The following is a 16,656-nucleotide window of genomic DNA, read 5'->3' on the forward strand; positions in this document are numbered from 1 at the left end:
CGCGGTGTTCATGCAAGGCTTGAACTTCGCAAGGTTCAAGCGTGCACAGCGCCCATCCAAGGGCGTATCGAACAATCGACTGACAGTTGTGTGATATGGTGGACGCACTTGGGCTCGAACCAAGGACCCGCTGATTAAGAGTCAGCTGCTCTACCAACTGAGCTATGCGTCCGCGCCGGACCGAAGAACCGTACCGGAGAGGCGCCCCTATAGCGGCTGTGCGCGGCGCATCAAGCCCCTTTCTCGGCAAATTTTTCGGCTGGTTGGCCAAGCTCAGGAAAGGCCGACCCGCCCCGTCCGGCCCCAGCGTTCAACGGCCATGATCGTGCCGATACAGATCATGTTGGTCATCATCGATGATCCGCCGTGGCTCATGAAGGGCAGGGGGATGCCCACGACCGGCGCCAGGCCCATCACCATCATCAGGTTGATGCACACGTAGCAAAAAATCGTCGCCGCCATGCCCGCAGCCAGCAGCTTCGAGAACCGGTCGGGCGCACGACTGGCGACTCGCAGGCCCCAGCGCAGTACCAGGCCGAACACCACCAGCACGAACAAGCCGCCCAGCATGCCCCATTCTTCGCTCATCGTCGCGAACACGAAGTCGGTGTGCGATTCGGGAAGGTAATCGAGATGGCTCTGGCTGCCGTTGCCGAAGCCCTTGCCGAACAGTCCGCCCGAACCGATCGCGATCTTCGACTGGGTGATGTGGTAACCGGTGCCGAGCGGATCGCTCTCGGGATCGAGAAAGATCAGGATGCGGTTGCGCTGGTAATCGTGGAGCAGGAAAAAGTAAGCCAGCGGTCCGCCCACCGCCGCCGCCGCCGCGCCGCCGCCGAACCAGATCAACGGCAGGCCCGACAGGAACAGGATGACCAGCCCACCGAACACGATCGCAAGCGCGGTGCCGAGATCGGGCTGGAGCATCACCAACACCGCCGGGATGCCGATCAACGCGCCGGCGGGCACGATGCCGCGCCAGGTGCGGATCTCGGATGGCGGCAGGCGGCTGTAGAACCACGCCAGGATCAGCACGATGCCCGGCTTCATCAGTTCAGACGGCTGCAACTGCATGAACCCCAGGTTGAGCCAGCGCTGGCTGCCGCCGCCGATCCGCCCGATCGCCTCGACCAGCACCAACGATATGCACAGGCCCACGTAACCGGGCAGCGCGACCCGCTTGAACCATGCGGCGGGCACGCGCGCCAAGCCCATCGCCAGCGCCAGGAAGATCGGGAAGCGCAGCACGTGCATCAGCGCCCACGGACGCATATGCCCGCCTGCCGCCGAATAGAGCACCGCACCGCCGAACAGCGTCAGCGCCAGCAGCGGCAGGATCACCTGCCACGGCTGCGCGGCGATCAGGCGGGGAATGAAGAAGCGCTGCGACATGTCAGGGCAAAGGCGCAGGTTTGATCGCAATCGGAGCGGCATTTGCGACTGCCGGCGGGGCAACGCCCGCAGCCGCAGCCGGCGCGGGCGTGTCGGCGCTCTCGGGTGGCGGAGCAGGTGCTTCCGGCACCTGGCGAGCCGCACCGCCGGCGCCATCGACTTCTGCGGGATCGCCGGCCTTGTCGGCTTGGTCGATCGCGTCTTCGACCGCCTGGTCGTCGCCGACCTTGGGCGCGGTGGCGCCGTATTGCGCGGCATAGGCGCGATAGCGTGCTTCCATCCGCTCGGTCGGGGTGCCGCCCCAGCCTTTTTCCATCGCCAGCAGCGTGTCCATCGCCTTGCCCGGATCGAACAGGAAGGTCATGCAATCGCGCGCGATCGGCGCCGCGGCGCGTGCGCCTTGCGTGCCATGTTCGACCACCACCGACATCGCATAGCGCGGCGCGTCGGCCGGCGCGTAGCACACGAACAGCGAGTGATCGCGGAACTTCCATGCCCCGCCGCCGCCGCGCGCCACAAGCGCGCGGACTTGCGCGGTCCCGGTCTTGCCCGCCATGCGGATCTCGCCGAGGTTGAGCTTGCTGGCCACGGCAGTGCCCGCGCCGTTGACCACGCGGAACATGCCGTCGTGCGCGACGCCCAGTTGTTCCGGGGTGAAGGGCAACGCCGGACCTGGCTGTTTCGGCTGCCCGTGGATGATCCACGGCTGCAAATTGCGACCGCTGGCTACCCGCGATGCCATCACCGCCAGTTGCAACGGCGAGACCGAGACATATCCCTGGCCGATCGAGGCATTGAGCGAATCCGCGCCGGTCCACGCCTGCTTGTAGCGCTTCATCTTCCACGCGGCATCGGGGATGGTGCCGTAACGCTGCGCCGAAAGCGGCAAGTCGAATTGCTGCCCCAGCCCGAGCAGCTTGGCCGTCGGCGCGATGGCGTCGTAACCGACGCGGTTGGCCATCGTCCAGAAATAGGTGTTGCAACTGTGTTCGATCGCCGAGCGCATGTCCATCGAGCCATGGACCGCGTCGCAGCGGAAGAAGCGGCTGCCGAGGCGAAACCCGCCGCCACAATTGACCCGCTCGTCGGGCGAAACGCCATGCTGTTGCAGCGCCAGCGTGGCCATGGGTTTCATGGTCGATCCGGGCGGATAAAGTCCGCGCAAGGCCTTGTTGAGCAACGGGATGTGGTCATCCTCGTTGAGCATCTTCCATTCGATCCGGCCGATCCCGCCAACGAAGCGATTGGGATCGAACGCGGGCATCGAGACAAGCGCCAGGATCTCGCCAGTGTGGCAGTCGATCACCGTCACCGCCGCGCTTTCCAGCCCGATACGGCGCGCGGCATAGTCCTGCAGCGGGCCGTTGATGGTCAGTTGCACGGTCTCGCCCGGAACATCCTCGCGCAGGCCCAAGTCCTTGACGATCCGGCCGCTGGCAGTTGCCACCACGCGCCGTGCGCCGGGCACGCCGCGCAATTGTGTTTCGAAGTGCTTTTCGAGCCCGTCCTTGCCGATCTTGAACCCGGGGGTGATCATCAGAGGGTTCTTTTCGCGCTCGTAATCTTCGGCCGTGGCGGGGCCGACATAACCGATCAGGTGCGCCACCGACGATCCGGTGGGGTAAGACCGCGAATAGCCGCGCTGCGGCACCACGCCGGGCAATTCGGGTGCGCGCAGGCTGACCGCGGCAAACTTGTCGAAATCGATGTCCGAGGCGACTTCGACCGGCTGGAACCCGTGCGCCTTTTCCAGCTTGTCCTTGACGTCCTGGAGCTTTTCGGGCGGCAGCGCGAGCAGATCGGCCAGCGTGGCCAGCGTCTTTTCGCGCTCGATCAGCCGTTCTGGCACGACATCGACCCGGAACGCCGCGCGATTGGCGGCCAGCGCTGCGCCGTTGCGATCGAGGATCGCTCCCCGGCGTGGCGGTATCAGCGTGAGGTTGACGCGGTTGCTTTCGGCGGCGGCGGCGTACTTGGAATTTTCCGCCACGGTCAGGTAGCCTAGCCGCGCGGCCAGCAGAACGCCCACGCCGAGCTGGAGCGACCCGATCACGAACACGCGCCGATCGAAGGCGTTGTTGAGCTGCGCCGGGGTTACCGGCAATGCCCGACTCTGGGGCTTGCGCCCCGCCCGCCCGATGAGGAATTCTGCCAGCTTCATGACAAACTCTTTATCATGCTTCGGGCAACTTCACGCGCACCAGCCGCAACCGGTCGAGCAGCGCGACCAGTTCGGTCACCAGCGGGAACAGCACGATCGACATCGCCAGCTGCGGCCAGATGATCCACGGCGCCACGTGCCCCGCAGCGATGCCCGCCACGATCGCGCCCATGACCAGGCCTGCGGTCAACAGCACGCTCGCCGCAAGCCAGTCTTCGACAAAGCCGCGCCACAGGAACCGCCGGTCGACCGCTTCCATCGCCAGCATCGCCAGCGACCAGATCGTGACCGCGCTGCCGAACGGCTGCCCGCTGTAAAGATCGTCGATCGCACCCAACGGCAGGCCCGCCCACACCGGCAGCAGCCCGGGCCGCATCGTGCGCCATGCCAGCAACAGCATGAATGCCAGCGGCGGCACTACCGGCGCCGAAGCGATCACGGGTGCGAAGCCGACCGCCGATGCCAGCACGATCGACAGCCACGGCACCAGGTTGGAAATCGTCCGCGACGGCGCGCGGTTGATGCGCCGCTCGATGCCATCATTGCGCTTGCCGACGCCGGGCACGCCCGGTGGCAGCTTGATCGGGACCTTGATCTGCACCTTCATGGCCCGGCCGCCGGGACTGGCGCGGCAGGCGCAGCTTTGACGGCTGCGGGTGTTGCTGCCGCGCCGCTTCCTGCCTTGATCTTTTTCTTCTTCTTGGGCGGAGGCACCAGTTGGGGTGGGGCGATCGGCACGGCCAGCGCCGCGACGGCTTCGGGCTGGTACGATTGTTCCACGGTCACGTAATCGGCATCGGCAGGGTCGCCGGTCAGCATGCCCGTCGCGCCATCCCGGTTGGGTTCGGTCACCACCGCCACGGGGATGCCCGGCGCGAACATGCCGCCCGAACCAGAGGTCACGAACAGATCGCCCTTGTGCAGCGTGGCCACGCCCGAATTGATCAGCCGGATCGCCACCCGGCCATTGGCGGCGCCCTGCACGAATGCGGGCACGCCGTCGCTGGCGCGGCGAACCGGAACGACGTTTTCGGGATCGGTGACGAGTAGCACGCGCGCGGTATCCGGCCCCACTTCGAGCACGCGCCCGATCAGGCCGGCGGCCGAGCGCACGGGTTGACCGATCATCACACCGCTACGCGATCCCGCTGCGATCACCGCGAACCGGCGCAAGCTGCTTGCGGTGGAACCGATCAATCGCGCCGCAGTGACCACGTGCGGTTCCTGCTCGCGGATGCCGAGCAGCGCCTTCAACCGGCGGTTTTCCTGTTCGAGCGACTGGCGCTTGACTGCATCGGCGCGCGCCAGGTCGACTTCGTGGTGCAATGCCGCGTTCTGCCGTCCGGCGTTGAAATAGGCCCGGATCGCGCCGAGCACGTCGATCCCGCTGCGCCGTCCGGTGGCGGCGGCCTGCCCGACCGGGCGCGCCACTTCGGCGGCGGCACTGCGCGCGCCCGAAAACAACGCCGGCTGCACCAGCGAGGCGATCAGCAGCCCGGCGCCGATCACTACGCCCAGGATGGCGACGACATAGCCGGTGAAGATCCCGACCTGCGCCCTGCGCGAGAAACCGGGGCGTCGGTCCGTGGCCCGCGCCATAACTTAGACTCCCCGCCGGTCCGAGGGCTGCGTCATGTCATTAACCCCTCGACCCGACCCGATTAGAGCCACACGGATAGCCATTTCATCCGAGCCATGCCCTAGCGCCGTCGCCAGATGAATTGTTCCTTAATCCGCCGCCCGCAACCGCGTAATGCGGCGTAGGCGGCATGCGACATCAGGTGGAGATCAGCACGCCGCGATAGATCGGGTCTTCCATCGCGCGGCCGGTGCCGATCGCCACGCACGATAGCGGGTCTTCAGCCACGCTGACCGGCAGCCCGGTTTCATCGCGCAAGTGTTCATCCAGCCCGCGGATCAGCGCGCCGCCACCGGTCAGCACGATGCCTTGGTCGACGATATCGGCGGCCAGTTCGGGCGCGGTGTTTTCCAGCGCGATGCGCACGCCTTCGACGATCGCGCCGATCGGTTCGCTGAGTGCTTCGGCGATGTTCGCCTGGGTGATGGTGATTTCCTTCGGCACGCCGTTGACCAGATCGCGGCCCTTGATGTGGATCGTTTCACCCACGCCGTCGGCCGGCATCACCGCGATGCCGTAGTCCTTCTTGATCCGCTCGGCGGTCGATTCGCCGATCAGCAGGTTGTGGTGGCGGCGCACGTAGCTGACGATGGCTTCGTCCATCTTGTCGCCGCCCACGCGCACGCTGGTGGTGTAGGCCAGGCCGCGCAGCGACAGCACCGCGACTTCGGTGGTGCCCCCGCCGATATCGACCACCATCGAACCGACCGGTTCGGTAACGGGCATGTCGGCGCCGATCGCGGCGGCCATCGGTTCGAGGATCAGGAACACCTGGCTGGCACCGGCATTGCTGGCCGCATCGCGGATCGCGCGGCGTTCGACCGAAGTCGAGCCCGAGGGCACGCAGATCACGATCTCGGGATAGCTGAGCAAGCGGTTGGAACCGTTGACCTTCTTGATGAAGTACTTGATCATTTCCTCGGCGACTTCGATGTCGGCGATCACGCCGTCGCGCAACGGGCGGATCGCCTCGATGCTGTCGGGCGTCTTGCCCATCATCATCTTGGCGTCGTCGCCCACGGCCTTGACCCGCTTGACCCCGTTGATCGTTTCGATCGCCACCACCGAGGGTTCGTTCAGCACGATGCCACGATCCTGCACGTAAACCAGCGTATTGGCTGTGCCGAGGTCGATCGCGATGTTCTGGGTGCCGAACTTGAAGAATCGGGAAAAGAAGCCTGCCATCAGGAAATCCATGTTATTAGACGAGCTTAGCGCAAAAACTGCACCAGCGCGGCGACGATCGGTAAGCCCGGGAAGGTGCCCCATTAGCCCAAGTTTCGCGCGACACACATATTATTATGGAGGAAATCGGGCACAGCTTTTCGCCTTGTCTCGAAAAGAAGCACGTTGATCGCTAAGACCGCCGAAATCCGGGAACACCACCACGTTGACCATGCCTCGCACCATACGGCGCCTGCCCGAAACGCTGATCAACCGCATCGCGGCGGGCGAGGTGGTCGAGCGGCCGGCCTCCGCGCTCAAGGAACTGGTCGAAAACGCGATCGATGCCGGCGCGACAGCTATCCACATCCGCGTGTCCGAAGGCGGATTGGCGCTGATCGAGGTGTCCGATGATGGCTGCGGTATGGACCGCGCCGAGATCGAACTCGCGCTCGAACGCCATGCCACTTCGAAATTGCCCGAAAGCCTGGTCGGGACTGAAGGCGCGCTCGAAGCCGTTGCCACGCTGGGCTTTCGCGGGGAAGCGCTGCCCTCGATCGCCAGCGTGGCGCGGCTCACGCTCGAAAGCCGTGTCCGGGGGGCAGGGGACGGCTGGCATAGGGTGGTCGATCACGGCGCACTGGTCGAGGAAGGCCCGGCCGCGCTGCCTCCCGGCACGCGCGTGCGGGTCGAACATCTGTTCGCGCACGTGCCCGCGCGGCGCAAGTTCCTGCGTTCAGCGCGGTCGGAATGGGCAGCCAGTCTTGACGTAGTGCGGCGACTGGCGATGGCGCGGCCCGATGTGGGCTTCACGCTCGAACACGATGGCCGGCGCGCGCTGTCGGTCCAGCCGGGCGAGGCTTTGGCCGAACGCGTGGCGCGATTGATCGCGCGCGAACTGGCCGATAACGCGGTGGTGGTCGACCTGATGCGCGGCGATCTGCGGCTGACCGGGATCGCGGGCCTGCCCACGTACAACCGCGGTGTGGCCGATCACCAGTACCTGTTCGTCAATGGCCGGCCGGTGAAGGACCGGCTGCTGATCGGCGCGGTGCGTGGTGCTTATGCCGAAATGCTCGCGCGCGACCGGCACGCGGTGTTGGCGCTGTTTCTCGATCTGCCGGGCAGCGAGGTCGATGTGAACGTCCACCCGGCCAAGACCGAAGTGCGCTTCCGCGATCCCGCAACGGTGCGTGGACTGGTCGTCACCGGCCTGCGCGAGGCGCTGTCCACGGGCGATCGGCGGTCTGCGCAAGCGCCCGCCGAGGCAGCGATGCGGGCCTGGCAGGTCGAGCCGGTTGCGAACCTGTCCCCGGCTTATCAACAAGGTTATCCCCTGCGTGGCCTGTTCAACGGCGATGTGCAAAGACTGGGCGAGGCTGGCGCTGCATGGCGCGGTTACGAAGCGGCGATCATGGCCCCGCCGGCCGGTCGCGCCGAATCGGTCGCTGTCGATGACTGCCCGCTCGCCAGCGAATTTCCGATGGGAACGGCGCGCGGGCAGATTGCCAAGACGTACATCGTGGCCGAAGCCGAAGATGGCCTGGTCATCGTCGATCAGCACGCCGCGCACGAACGGCTGGTGATGGAGCAGCTGCGCACTGCCGGGGTGGGGGCTGGCGCAACGTCTGCACAGGCGCTGCTGATCCCCGAAGTGGTCGATCTCGACGAAGTGGCGTGCGACAGGATCGAGGAAGCCGCCACTGAATTGGCGAAGTTCGGTTTGGTGGCCGAACGCTTCGGGCCGGCCGCGATGCTGGTGCGCGCTGTCCCCGCCGCACTGGGCAAGGGCGATCCGCAAGCGCTGCTGCGCGATGTGGCCGATGATCTGGCGCAGAACGGGGCCGCGCTGCTGGTGGCTGAACGGCTCGACCACGTGCTCGCCACGATGGCCTGCCACGGTTCGGTCCGCGCCGGGCGCGTGCTGTCGGTGCCCGAGATGAACGCGCTGCTGCGTGAAATGGAAGCGACCCCGCGTTCAGGCCAGTGCAATCATGGGCGGCCGACATGGGTCAAGCTGGCGCATGCCGACATTGAAAAGCTGTTCGGGAGGCGATGATGCCGCTCCAGAAATTGTGCGTGGCCTTGTTGCCGATCCTGGCCTTGGCCGCTTGCGAAAAACCGATGAGCCCAGCGCAGCAGAAGGTGGCCGACGACCGCGCGGTGGCGCAAGTCGAGGCGACGAACCATGCGCCAGCGCCGTTGCGGCCGGTCATGCCGCAAGCCCTGGCGCCCGCATTCGTCGCGCAGCACGCAGCCGGTGGCAAAAGCTGTGCATTCGTGGCCAAGGGCGAAACCGCCGCTATTGCGTTGGCGCTCGATGGCCGGATCGAACTGCAGATCGACGGTCAGCCTGCGGTGTTCTCCGCCGACAAAGGCAGTGCCCGACTGCCGAGCGGGGCTTGGTCGCGCTATTTGGGCAAGGCGCTGGTGCTCGCGCTGGACAAACCGGGCGCGGGATCGCCGATCGCCCGATTGGTCATCAACGATCGCTACAACCGCCCGGTGTTCGAGGCCGGCGGCAAGTTGCGCTGCCCGGCGATCTAGTCCGCCACCGCGTTCCGCGTGGCGATCAGCCCGATCGAGGTCATGCTCATCACCAATTCGTCGTGCTGGTTGTAGACCCGCACCGCCGAGCGGAAACTGCCCATTTCGGGCCGTGAACGGCTGCGCGTCTTTTCGAGCAGTTCGGTCTCGACCCGCAGCGTGTCACCCGGAAACACCGGCTTCTTCCAGCGCAATTCATCGAGCCCCGGTGAGCCGAGCCCGGCCTGTGCGCGAGTCTTCATGTTGTCGACCATCATCCGCATCGTCATCGCGCACGTGTGCCAGCCGCTGGCGGAAAGCCGCCCGAAATGCGTGGCCGCCGCGGCCGCGTCATCGAGGTGGAACGGTTGCGGATCGAAGCGCGAGGCGAATTCTATCACTTCCTCGCGCGTCACGGCATAGTTGCCGAAATTGGCCGTTGTGCCGACCTCGATATCCTCGAAATACTGCAAGCGCCTCTCCTATTGTGCCAGCGATAGCCGCACGAACCCGGTGTAACCCATCGGGTGCCGCCCATAAGCCGTATCGAGCAACGCGGGTTTGGCAAAGGCCGAAACCGATCCGCCTGCCGCCAGTTCCACCGGGCCGATCTGGTAACGCCGGGCATAGCCGATCTGGAACTTGGTCACGCGGAATGCGCGGTCGTGGAATGCACTGGCCGGATCGGGAAACAACTCGTCGTGATTGACGTTTTCGATCCGCCCGAACAGCGTGTCGTGACGGGTGGCATCCCACTCGGCCTCGGTCAGGAACGCCGTAAGGATGGGGCCATTGCCGGTCGACACTACGCGTTTTTTCGCGCTGAACCCCACCATCGCGCTCAAGCCCTTGCCGTTGGCATAATGCGCCGAGGCGGTGAAGCGCCGTTCGTTCTCGCCCGGATGGCCCGCCTCGGGTTGCTTGAGGAAGCCATAGCTCGCCTGGATCGCCCAGGCGGGCGAGGGGGTCAACGTGCCGCGCACCGACCACGAGTCGAGCCGCGGGGTCTCGATGTTGAAGCGGTGCTCGTCGGGTTCCTGTCCGCGGAATGCCGATCCTTCGATCTGCCACGTCGCCCCCGCCAGCCCGCTGGTCACGACGCCATAGCTGATATGCGTCGAATCGAACCAGTGGTGCGTGATCGGCGGCTCGGGATTGAGCCGGGCCGAGGCGCGGTGCATGAATGCACTCGGCCCCAGCGCGGGTTCGCCGACCGGGCCGCCATAGATGAAGATGCTACCGAAACCGGTGTTCACATCCACCCGCGCGGCCAGTTCCATGAACAGATCGTGCGGGTGCTGGCGATCGACCAGCGATTTTCCGTAAGCTTCCTCGCCGGTCGCAAACAAGTTCGGATAGCCATCGTGCCGCATGAACGGTTCCAGGCTGCCCATCGCGCGTAGCTGGACTTTGCCCCAATCGGTCTGCCGCGTTGCCATCACCATCGCCATCGAGGTGGCGTAGGCCTTGTCATCGCCGCGCGGGCCGGTGTCGCTGGAATATTGCGCCGAGACGGTGGCGTGGACCATCAGCATCCAGTCGCCCGAGCGAAGGTGAATGCCCCTCATCGGGCCATCGCCCAGCGGCAGCCGTGAGGTGCCCGAGCCAGCGCCCTCGTGGCCCATCGCACCATGGTCCATCGCGCCATGATCCATGCCGGGCATGTCCATCGCCATGTCCCCGTGCGCAGGTGTCGGTTTCGGTGCCGGCGCAACAGGGGCTATGGGCTTCGACATGTCCATGCCGGTCATGTCCTGGGCATGGGCGGGAGCGGCCGAGACAATCGGCCATACGGCGCTGCAAGCGAGCGCCATCCGGTAAGCGGTGTTCATCGAATAAGTCCTGTGTGATCGTGCGGGTGCGCCTGCCGTCAGGGCAAGCGATGGCGCGCGATCAGCACCGGGGCGGGGGTATCTCGGGGCCCGGTCCGGCGCCGGCGATCTGCGCAGGAGCGACAATGCAAAGCACAAGCTCGGCCGGCATCAGGGGCGCCTCGGGCAGTGCAACGCCATCGTAACGCGCCACGCAGCCGATACATTCGTGCGAGGCGCCGGCCATGCCAGCGCCATGGTGCGAAGCGGGCATGGTATTGTGCTGCTCATGCGCCATCATCGCATGGTGTGCCTCGGGAACTTGGCCCATCTGCGCATGAAGCATCGGCATGGCCGCCGCCGGAAAGGCGAGGCACGCAATCAGAATGGCAAAGATCGCACGGCGCAACATCGTGCCGTTCCTACACCGTCATTCTTCCGATTGTCCAATCAGACATTGAACTTGAAGTGCATCACGTCGCCGTCCTGCACCACGTATTCCTTGCCTTCCTGCCGCAGTTTGCCCGCTTCCTTGGCGCCCAGTTCGCCGCCGAGCGAAACGAAATCGTCGAACGCGATCGTTTCGGCGCGGATGAAACCGCGCTGCATGTCCGAATGGATCTCGCCCGCTGCGTCGGGCGCTTTTTCACCCTTGTGGACGGTCCAGGCGCGCGTTTCCTTGGGGCCGACGGTGAAGAAAGTGATGAGGTGGAGCAGTTCGTAGCCCGACCGGATGATGCGCGCGAGGCCCGCTTCTTCCAGCCCCAGTTCAACCAGGAATTCGCCGCGATCCTCGACCGGCATCGTCACGATATCGGCTTCGATCGCAGCGGACACGACCACCGCATTGGCGCCCTCGGCCTTGGCCTTTTCGAACACCCGCGCGGAAAACGCATTGCCGGCCTTGGCCGAGGCCTCGTCGACGTTGCACACATACAGCACTGGCTTCGAGGTGATCAGTTGCGCGGCCTTGAACACGCGCGTTTCTTCCTCGTCCTTGGGCACGACCAGCCGCGCGGGCTTGCCCTCGCGCAGCAGGTCCAGCGCTTGCCCGAGCACAGACGCGATGATTTTCGATTCCTTGTCGCCCTGCGCGGCCTTTTTCTGCGCGGCGGGAACGCGCTTTTCCAGACTTTCGAGATCCGACAGCATCAGCTCGGTCTCGACCGTTTCTGCGTCCGAGATCGGATCGATCTTGTTGTCGACGTGCTGGATGTCGATGTCCTCGAAACAGCGCAGCACGTGGACGATCGCGTCCACCTCGCGGATGTTGCCGAGGAACTGGTTGCCCAGCCCTTCACCCTTCGACGCGCCGCGCACCAGGCCGGCAATATCGACGAAACCGAGCTGCGTGGGAATGATCTTCTGGCTGCCCGCGATACTGGCCAGCGTATCCAGCCGCGGATCGGGCACGCCGACATTGCCGACGTTGGGCTCGATCGTGCAGAACGGATAGTTTGCCGCCTGCGCCGCCTGCGTTTCGGTCAACGCATTGAACAGCGTGGACTTGCCCACGTTGGGCAGCCCGACAATCCCGCAACGAAAACCCATGCCATGCTCCACTGTCCCGCGACGCTGCGGGGCTTTCGCGCGCCTTTAGACGGCGCTTGGCGGTTTGGCCAGTTCTGCGGGCTGGCGCGCGATCAGACGCCTTCGATCAACGGGAGCAACCGCGAATCCGCCAGCGCTGCGGTGCGGTGGCCGATGCCCTTGAGGTACTCCGCATCGCTGTTCCAGGCGAGGAAGGTGTCGACGCTCGCTTGCCGCACCAGCATCGCGCGGTCCCACGATTCGCTTGTGGGTCCGATCAGCCATGGCCCGGCATCGCCCATAAACAACAGATCGCCGCCGCTGGCGAACAGGAAAGGCAGTGTATGCGCGACGTACGTATCGAACGCTTCGCGGCCGCTGACCGGCTGGGCCGGGGCGATCTCGGGGCTATCGGAATAATCGGCAACCTCGCGGAAACGCAGCAGGTTGAGCATGACGATCGGCCCGCCTTTTCCGCTCAGGAAGAACGCGCGGCCCGCGTCCTGCGCCACGTCGAGGTAGGGTCCGGGCAATGCGGGTTCCTTGATCATATGTCAGTGGCCAGCGTCTTCGGCGCCCGGAACGGCGGCCAACCAGCGGGCCAGATGACTGGAAGACCCGAAGCGCAGGATGGTTCCCGAAAAATGTCCGAGCGCCGCACTGTTGCGTCCGCGCCATGCGCTGCGAAAGTACAAGACGTAAAGCAGGAACTCGAGATTGAACCGTTCGGGGCAACCCTCGGTCATGTCGGGGCGCGAACAGCCGCGATAGCGCCACCAGCGTTTCACCACGCGCGCTACGCATACGCGTGTCGGATAATCGAGCCAGACCACGGTATCGGCACGCTCAAGCCGCAGCGGCAGGCTCGAGCCATAATTGCCGTCGATGATCCAGCTATCCTGCGCCAGCACGCCGGCCAGTTCGGCGCGACCTTCCTCGCGATCGCGTTCGATCCAGCCGGGCAGCCAGTGCATGCGGTCCAGATGATGCAACGGCAGACCGGCGCGCGTCGCCAATGCGCCCGACACGGTGGATTTGCCCGCGCCGGGTGATCCGATGATCAGGACCCGCTGCATCGCCGGCTCAATCCTGCTGGCGCAGTGCCACATCGTTCATGAAGCGGACGTCATCGCGCTTGGCCAGCCATTCGGCTTCGGCCGAAACCGCACCGAGCAGTCCGGCAAGGTCGTCCATTTCGGCCTTGGCGTAGTTGCCGAGCACATATCCCGTCACGCGGTCCTTGTGTCCGGGATGGCCGATGCCCAGCCGCACGCGCCGGAATTCAGCGCCCAGATGCTGGTCAATCGAGCGCAAGCCGTTGTGTCCGGCGGTGCCGCCGCCCTGCTTCACCTTGACCTTGAACGGCGCGAGATCGAGTTCATCGTGGAACACCGTCAGCGCGTCCATATCGAGCTTGTAGAAGCGCATCGCCTCGCTGACCGCGCGGCCGCTTTCGTTCATGTAGGTGGCGGGCTTGAGCAACAGCACTTTCTGCGAGCCCACGCGGCCTTCCTGCACCCAGCCCGAGAACTTCTTCTGGACGGTGCCGAAGCGGTGCATGTCGGCGATGGTGTCGGCCACCATGAACCCGACATTGTGCCGGTTCAGCGCATATTGCGCGCCGGGATTGCCGAGACCGACCCAGAGTTGCACCGAATCTCCCATCCCGCTTGCGGGAGGGGCCGGGGGTGGGCCGCGTCAAAACACGACCCAACCCCGCCCACCCGGTTTTCGGGCCTACCCCAAACCCCTCCCGCAAGCGGGAGGGGTCTTTGGCTCAGGCCTTGTCGCCTTCGCCCGATTCGCTCTTCAGCGCAGAGGGGGCAACGATCGTTGCAATCGTGAAGTCACGATCGGTGATCGCGCTCGCCGATCCGGCGGGCAGCGTCACGTGGCTGATGTGGATCGAATCGCCGACTTCGCGGCCGGTCAGGTCGATCTGGATATCGTCGGGGATCTTGTCCGATTCGCACACCAGTTCCAGCTCGTGGCGGACGATGTTCAGGACACCGCCACGCTTCAGGCCGGGCGAGGCGTCCTCGTTGATGAACAGCACCGGCACTTCGACGTGCACCGTCGAATTCGCGGAGAGGCGCAGGAAATCGACATGCAGCGCGCGATCGGTGACAGGATGGAAAGCCACGTCCTTGGGCAGCGTGCGCACGGTCTTGCCGCCGACTTCGATCTCGACAATCGAGTTCAGGAAGTGGCCGGTGCCGAGTTGGCGTGCCAGTTCCTTGGCTTCGACGTGGATCGACAAAGGCTCTTCCTTGCCTCCATAAATCACTGCGGGTACGCGGCCTTCACGACGAAGAACACGAGAGGCTCCCTTGCCTGCTTGTGTCCGCGTCTCGGCCGCCAGGGTAAGCGCTTCGCTCATATCCATGGCCTTTTCAAATGCGGTTTATCGGTTGTTTTCGCGGTCCGCCTCCAGGGATGACCAGACCTGCGAAGCGGCGGCGCATAGCGGATTTGCGGAGGAAAGCAAGGATTGATGCCCCCCGCCCGCTTGCGGGGAGCCGCAGGCGTTCCGAAGGAGCAGCGGCTGGGGGTGGGCACTTCTTCGCTACTGCACCCGCCGCACCGTATACCCCCGCGCCGCCATCAGCGCGGGCAGCCCGTCCGCCCCCGAAACGTGCGCGGCACCCACCGCCACGAACGGGTGCGCACCCCGCTGGATCATCGCTTCGATCTCCTGCGCCCACTTGTTCGACCGCTTGGTCAGCAGCGCCGCCCGCAACCCCGGCTCGGCCAGGAAGCCCTTGCGCGCTTCCGCAGCGATGCCTTGCGTATCGCCCTTGATCCACAGCAGCATCATGTCGCGGTCTTCGGTATCGCCGCGTGAGGCTTCTTGTGCGACATCTGCCAGCAAGGCTGCTTGGTCCTTCTCGGATAGCCCGTCGAACGCCGAAAACTGCGCATCGAGCGTCTCCAGCCCCTCAACCGACTTACCCTTGGCCATCTCCCGCAGCCCCGGCTCCACCCCGTTATCGGCGATCACGCCCTCCTGCTTGCTGGCGATCGCGGCCAGTTGCAGCGCCACCGCCCAGCTTTCCTCGTTCACGAAGTTGCGATCGTCGACACCCAGCTTCTTGTACAACGCCAGCAGATCGGCCTTGCGCTCGGGCGCGATCCGCTCGGACGGTGGGGGCAGGCCGGGGGTGTAGCCCAGCCTGGCAAGAGCGGCTTGCGCGTTCTGCGGGTTCAGCTCGTCACCAATCTCCAGCACCAGCCGATCGGCGCCCTGCACCGCCTTGACGATCGCCGGGCCTTGCCATTTAACGCCATCGGGCAGCGCGTGGACCGTGCCGAACAGCCACGCGCGCGGGCCGGTGGCGTCAGAGATCATCCACAGCGGCGGCTGCGCCTTCGCTTGCAAGTCCTTGTTCGGCGCCTGGCGATGGCAGCCCCCGAGCAGCGCCAGCGCCGCCGTCACCGCCAGACAGAGCGCCCGCCGCACCTATTGGACCCGCTGCGTGCTGATACCCGCTGCGGCCAGTTGCTCCTGCACGCTGCCCTTGCCCGCCAGATGCCCAGCACCCACTGCCACGAACACCGTACCCGGCTTGAGCATCCGCTCGCGCACCCACGCCGCCCAGTTCTTGTTGCGCTGGATCAGCAGCACCTGTTCGAGCCGCGGATCATCCATCTCTGCATTCATCGCCTTGGCCAGACTCTCGGCATCGCCATGCCCCCAGGCATCGATCAACCCGTCGATTTCGGGTGCGATCTTGTCGTAGTCGCGCATCACGCTGGCCAGAAAACCCATCTGCAAATCGGCAGGCAAAGAATCGAACAACCCGAGCTGGTAATCGGCAGTCTCGAGCGCCGAATGCGGCACATGCCGCGCATCCACATTGGCCGAAAGCGCCACTTCCGCGCCCGATTTCGGATCGAGCCCGGCCTTGATCAGCGGCAGAGAAGACAGCACCACCGCCGCATACCACGGCTTGTAACGATCGAGCAGCGCCGGATTGAGCGGGATTTTCGCCAGCAGCGCTTCGTACTCCGCCCGCTGCTTCTCGGGCATCAGCGCGCGCAAAGTCTGCCCCTGCGGCAAAGTTGCCCGCGACAACAACGCCTTCTGCGTCTCCGACCCCGCCGGATCGACCACCTCGGTCACCAGTTCGCCCGACTGGTCGAGCGCCTTGGCCAGCGGCCCGGTCAGGAACGTCAGCCCCGGCTTGAGCAAGTGGAACGTGCCGAACAGGTAGATCGTGGTGTCATGATCCTTCACCACCCACAGCGCAGGATGGAGCGAGGCCAGCGGCGGCGCAGGCGCCATGATCGGCGCTACGGGGGTGGGTAGCCGCTGCGGATCGGCGCGCAGCGGGGTGCACTCAAGCCCGATCGCCAGTGGCGCCAGCACCAGCCCCGCCCGCACCCATCGATTTGTCATTCGCTTGCCCATTTGCACCTCTTTGCGGGCCGTA

The 16,656-nt window shown here is 65.4% G+C and carries 17 protein-coding genes and 1 tRNA gene; 2 read left to right on the forward strand and 16 right to left on the reverse strand.

Going from position 1 to position 16,656, the window contains the following annotated elements; all coding sequences use genetic code 11:
- Nucleotides 1-96: 96 nt before the first annotated feature.
- From Q0R16_RS12830 to Q0R16_RS12855, 6 genes are all read right to left on the reverse strand, one after another.
- Nucleotides 97-172: transfer RNA gene (locus Q0R16_RS12830), tRNA-Lys, on the reverse strand.
- 101 nt (nucleotides 173-273) lie between these two features.
- On the reverse strand, nucleotides 274-1,392 hold the full coding sequence (gene rodA, locus Q0R16_RS12835; RefSeq protein WP_295636593.1) for a rod shape-determining protein RodA: 1,119 nt from the start codon (nucleotides 1,390-1,392) through the stop codon (nucleotides 274-276).
- A 1-nt stretch (nucleotide 1,393) separates the two neighbouring features.
- The gene (gene mrdA / locus Q0R16_RS12840) at nucleotides 1,394-3,553 is read right to left on the reverse strand and encodes a penicillin-binding protein 2 (RefSeq protein WP_295636596.1); all 2,160 of its coding nucleotides are present in this window, start codon (nucleotides 3,551-3,553) and stop codon (nucleotides 1,394-1,396) included.
- Nucleotides 3,554-3,566: 13 nt separating this feature from the next.
- A complete protein-coding gene (mreD, locus tag Q0R16_RS12845) occupies nucleotides 3,567-4,160 on the reverse strand; it encodes a rod shape-determining protein MreD (protein ID WP_295636599.1) in 594 nt (197 codons plus the stop codon).
- A complete protein-coding gene (gene mreC, locus Q0R16_RS12850) occupies nucleotides 4,157-5,152 on the reverse strand; it encodes a rod shape-determining protein MreC (RefSeq protein ID WP_295636602.1) in 996 nt (331 codons plus the stop codon). The genes mreD and mreC overlap by 4 nt, the downstream gene beginning before the upstream one ends.
- Before the next feature lie 178 nt (nucleotides 5,153-5,330).
- Nucleotides 5,331-6,377 (reverse strand): rod shape-determining protein, encoded by a 1,047-nt coding sequence (locus Q0R16_RS12855; protein WP_295636605.1) that lies wholly within the window; start codon nucleotides 6,375-6,377, stop codon nucleotides 5,331-5,333.
- A 211-nt stretch (nucleotides 6,378-6,588) separates the two neighbouring features.
- Here Q0R16_RS12855 and mutL point away from each other — a divergent pair, with 211 nt between their 5' ends.
- Nucleotides 6,589-8,415 (forward strand): DNA mismatch repair endonuclease MutL, encoded by a 1,827-nt coding sequence (gene mutL, locus Q0R16_RS12860; protein WP_295636710.1) that lies wholly within the window; start codon nucleotides 6,589-6,591, stop codon nucleotides 8,413-8,415.
- 65 nt (nucleotides 8,416-8,480) lie between these two features.
- Nucleotides 8,481-8,903, forward strand: coding sequence for a hypothetical protein (locus Q0R16_RS12865; RefSeq protein WP_295636609.1), 423 nt, complete (start codon nucleotides 8,481-8,483; stop codon nucleotides 8,901-8,903).
- On the opposite strand, the gene Q0R16_RS12870 is transcribed toward Q0R16_RS12865, so the two are convergent.
- The 10 genes from Q0R16_RS12870 to Q0R16_RS12915 form a co-directional block, all read right to left on the reverse strand.
- On the reverse strand, nucleotides 8,900-9,355 hold the full coding sequence (locus tag Q0R16_RS12870) for a MaoC family dehydratase (RefSeq protein WP_295636612.1): 456 nt from the start codon (nucleotides 9,353-9,355) through the stop codon (nucleotides 8,900-8,902). The genes Q0R16_RS12865 and Q0R16_RS12870 overlap by 4 nt on opposite strands.
- Nucleotides 9,356-9,364: 9 nt before the next feature.
- Nucleotides 9,365-10,714: a hypothetical protein gene (locus tag Q0R16_RS12875; RefSeq protein WP_295636615.1), complete on the reverse strand. Its 1,350-nt coding sequence runs from the start codon at nucleotides 10,712-10,714 to the stop codon at nucleotides 9,365-9,367.
- Nucleotides 10,715-10,775: 61 nt separating this feature from the next.
- The gene (locus tag Q0R16_RS12880; RefSeq protein ID WP_295636618.1) at nucleotides 10,776-11,105 is read right to left on the reverse strand and encodes a hypothetical protein; all 330 of its coding nucleotides are present in this window, start codon (nucleotides 11,103-11,105) and stop codon (nucleotides 10,776-10,778) included.
- 38 nt (nucleotides 11,106-11,143) lie between these two features.
- Nucleotides 11,144-12,244, reverse strand: a complete 1,101-nt coding sequence (ychF, locus tag Q0R16_RS12885; protein WP_295636621.1) for a redox-regulated ATPase YchF — start codon at nucleotides 12,242-12,244, stop codon at nucleotides 11,144-11,146.
- 92 nt (nucleotides 12,245-12,336) lie between these two features.
- Complete coding sequence (locus tag Q0R16_RS12890) at nucleotides 12,337-12,774, reverse strand: DUF1330 domain-containing protein (protein WP_295636624.1); 438 nt, start codon at nucleotides 12,772-12,774, stop codon at nucleotides 12,337-12,339.
- A gap of 3 nt (nucleotides 12,775-12,777) precedes the next feature.
- Nucleotides 12,778-13,299 (reverse strand): topology modulation protein, encoded by a 522-nt coding sequence (locus Q0R16_RS12895; protein WP_295636627.1) that lies wholly within the window; start codon nucleotides 13,297-13,299, stop codon nucleotides 12,778-12,780.
- A gap of 7 nt (nucleotides 13,300-13,306) precedes the next feature.
- On the reverse strand, nucleotides 13,307-13,876 hold the full coding sequence (pth, locus tag Q0R16_RS12900; protein ID WP_295636629.1) for an aminoacyl-tRNA hydrolase: 570 nt from the start codon (nucleotides 13,874-13,876) through the stop codon (nucleotides 13,307-13,309).
- A gap of 124 nt (nucleotides 13,877-14,000) precedes the next feature.
- The gene (locus Q0R16_RS12905; protein ID WP_295636632.1) at nucleotides 14,001-14,603 is read right to left on the reverse strand and encodes a 50S ribosomal protein L25/general stress protein Ctc; all 603 of its coding nucleotides are present in this window, start codon (nucleotides 14,601-14,603) and stop codon (nucleotides 14,001-14,003) included.
- A gap of 186 nt (nucleotides 14,604-14,789) precedes the next feature.
- The gene (locus tag Q0R16_RS12910) at nucleotides 14,790-15,683 is read right to left on the reverse strand and encodes a TraB/GumN family protein (RefSeq protein WP_295636635.1); all 894 of its coding nucleotides are present in this window, start codon (nucleotides 15,681-15,683) and stop codon (nucleotides 14,790-14,792) included.
- The gene (locus Q0R16_RS12915) at nucleotides 15,684-16,622 is read right to left on the reverse strand and encodes a TraB/GumN family protein (RefSeq protein WP_295636638.1); all 939 of its coding nucleotides are present in this window, start codon (nucleotides 16,620-16,622) and stop codon (nucleotides 15,684-15,686) included.
- Between the last annotated feature and the right edge of the window lie 34 nt (nucleotides 16,623-16,656).

Origin of the sequence: Novosphingobium sp., from assembly GCF_025351285.1 — a bacterium.
Taxonomy (GTDB): Bacteria; Pseudomonadota; Alphaproteobacteria; order Sphingomonadales; family Sphingomonadaceae; genus Novosphingobium.

What these genes read in the sequence shown, in the direction of transcription:
- Q0R16_RS12890 (WP_295636624.1), bottom strand. Translation starts at nt 12,774, where the DNA reads ATGATCAAGGAACCCGCATTGCCCGGACCCTACCTCGACGTGGCGCAG.
- Q0R16_RS12855 (WP_295636605.1), bottom strand. Translation starts at nt 6,377, where the DNA reads ATGGCAGGCTTCTTTTCCCGATTCTTCAAGTTCGGCACCCAGAACATC.
- rodA (WP_295636593.1), bottom strand. Translation starts at nt 1,392, where the DNA reads ATGTCGCAGCGCTTCTTCATTCCCCGCCTGATCGCCGCGCAGCCGTGG.
- mreD (WP_295636599.1), bottom strand. Translation starts at nt 4,160, where the DNA reads ATGAAGGTGCAGATCAAGGTCCCGATCAAGCTGCCACCGGGCGTGCCC.
- mrdA (WP_295636596.1), bottom strand. Translation starts at nt 3,553, where the DNA reads ATGAAGCTGGCAGAATTCCTCATCGGGCGGGCGGGGCGCAAGCCCCAG.
- Q0R16_RS12915 (WP_295636638.1), bottom strand. Translation starts at nt 16,622, where the DNA reads ATGACAAATCGATGGGTGCGGGCGGGGCTGGTGCTGGCGCCACTGGCG.
- mutL (WP_295636710.1), top strand. Translation starts at nt 6,589, where the DNA reads ATGCCTCGCACCATACGGCGCCTGCCCGAAACGCTGATCAACCGCATC.
- Q0R16_RS12865 (WP_295636609.1), top strand. Translation starts at nt 8,481, where the DNA reads ATGAGCCCAGCGCAGCAGAAGGTGGCCGACGACCGCGCGGTGGCGCAA.
- Q0R16_RS12905 (WP_295636632.1), bottom strand. Translation starts at nt 14,603, where the DNA reads ATGAGCGAAGCGCTTACCCTGGCGGCCGAGACGCGGACACAAGCAGGC.
- Q0R16_RS12875 (WP_295636615.1), bottom strand. Translation starts at nt 10,714, where the DNA reads ATGAACACCGCTTACCGGATGGCGCTCGCTTGCAGCGCCGTATGGCCG.
- Q0R16_RS12880 (WP_295636618.1), bottom strand. Translation starts at nt 11,105, where the DNA reads ATGTTGCGCCGTGCGATCTTTGCCATTCTGATTGCGTGCCTCGCCTTT.
- mreC (WP_295636602.1), bottom strand. Translation starts at nt 5,152, where the DNA reads ATGGCGCGGGCCACGGACCGACGCCCCGGTTTCTCGCGCAGGGCGCAG.
- Q0R16_RS12895 (WP_295636627.1), bottom strand. Translation starts at nt 13,299, where the DNA reads ATGCAGCGGGTCCTGATCATCGGATCACCCGGCGCGGGCAAATCCACC.
- ychF (WP_295636621.1), bottom strand. Translation starts at nt 12,244, where the DNA reads ATGGGTTTTCGTTGCGGGATTGTCGGGCTGCCCAACGTGGGCAAGTCC.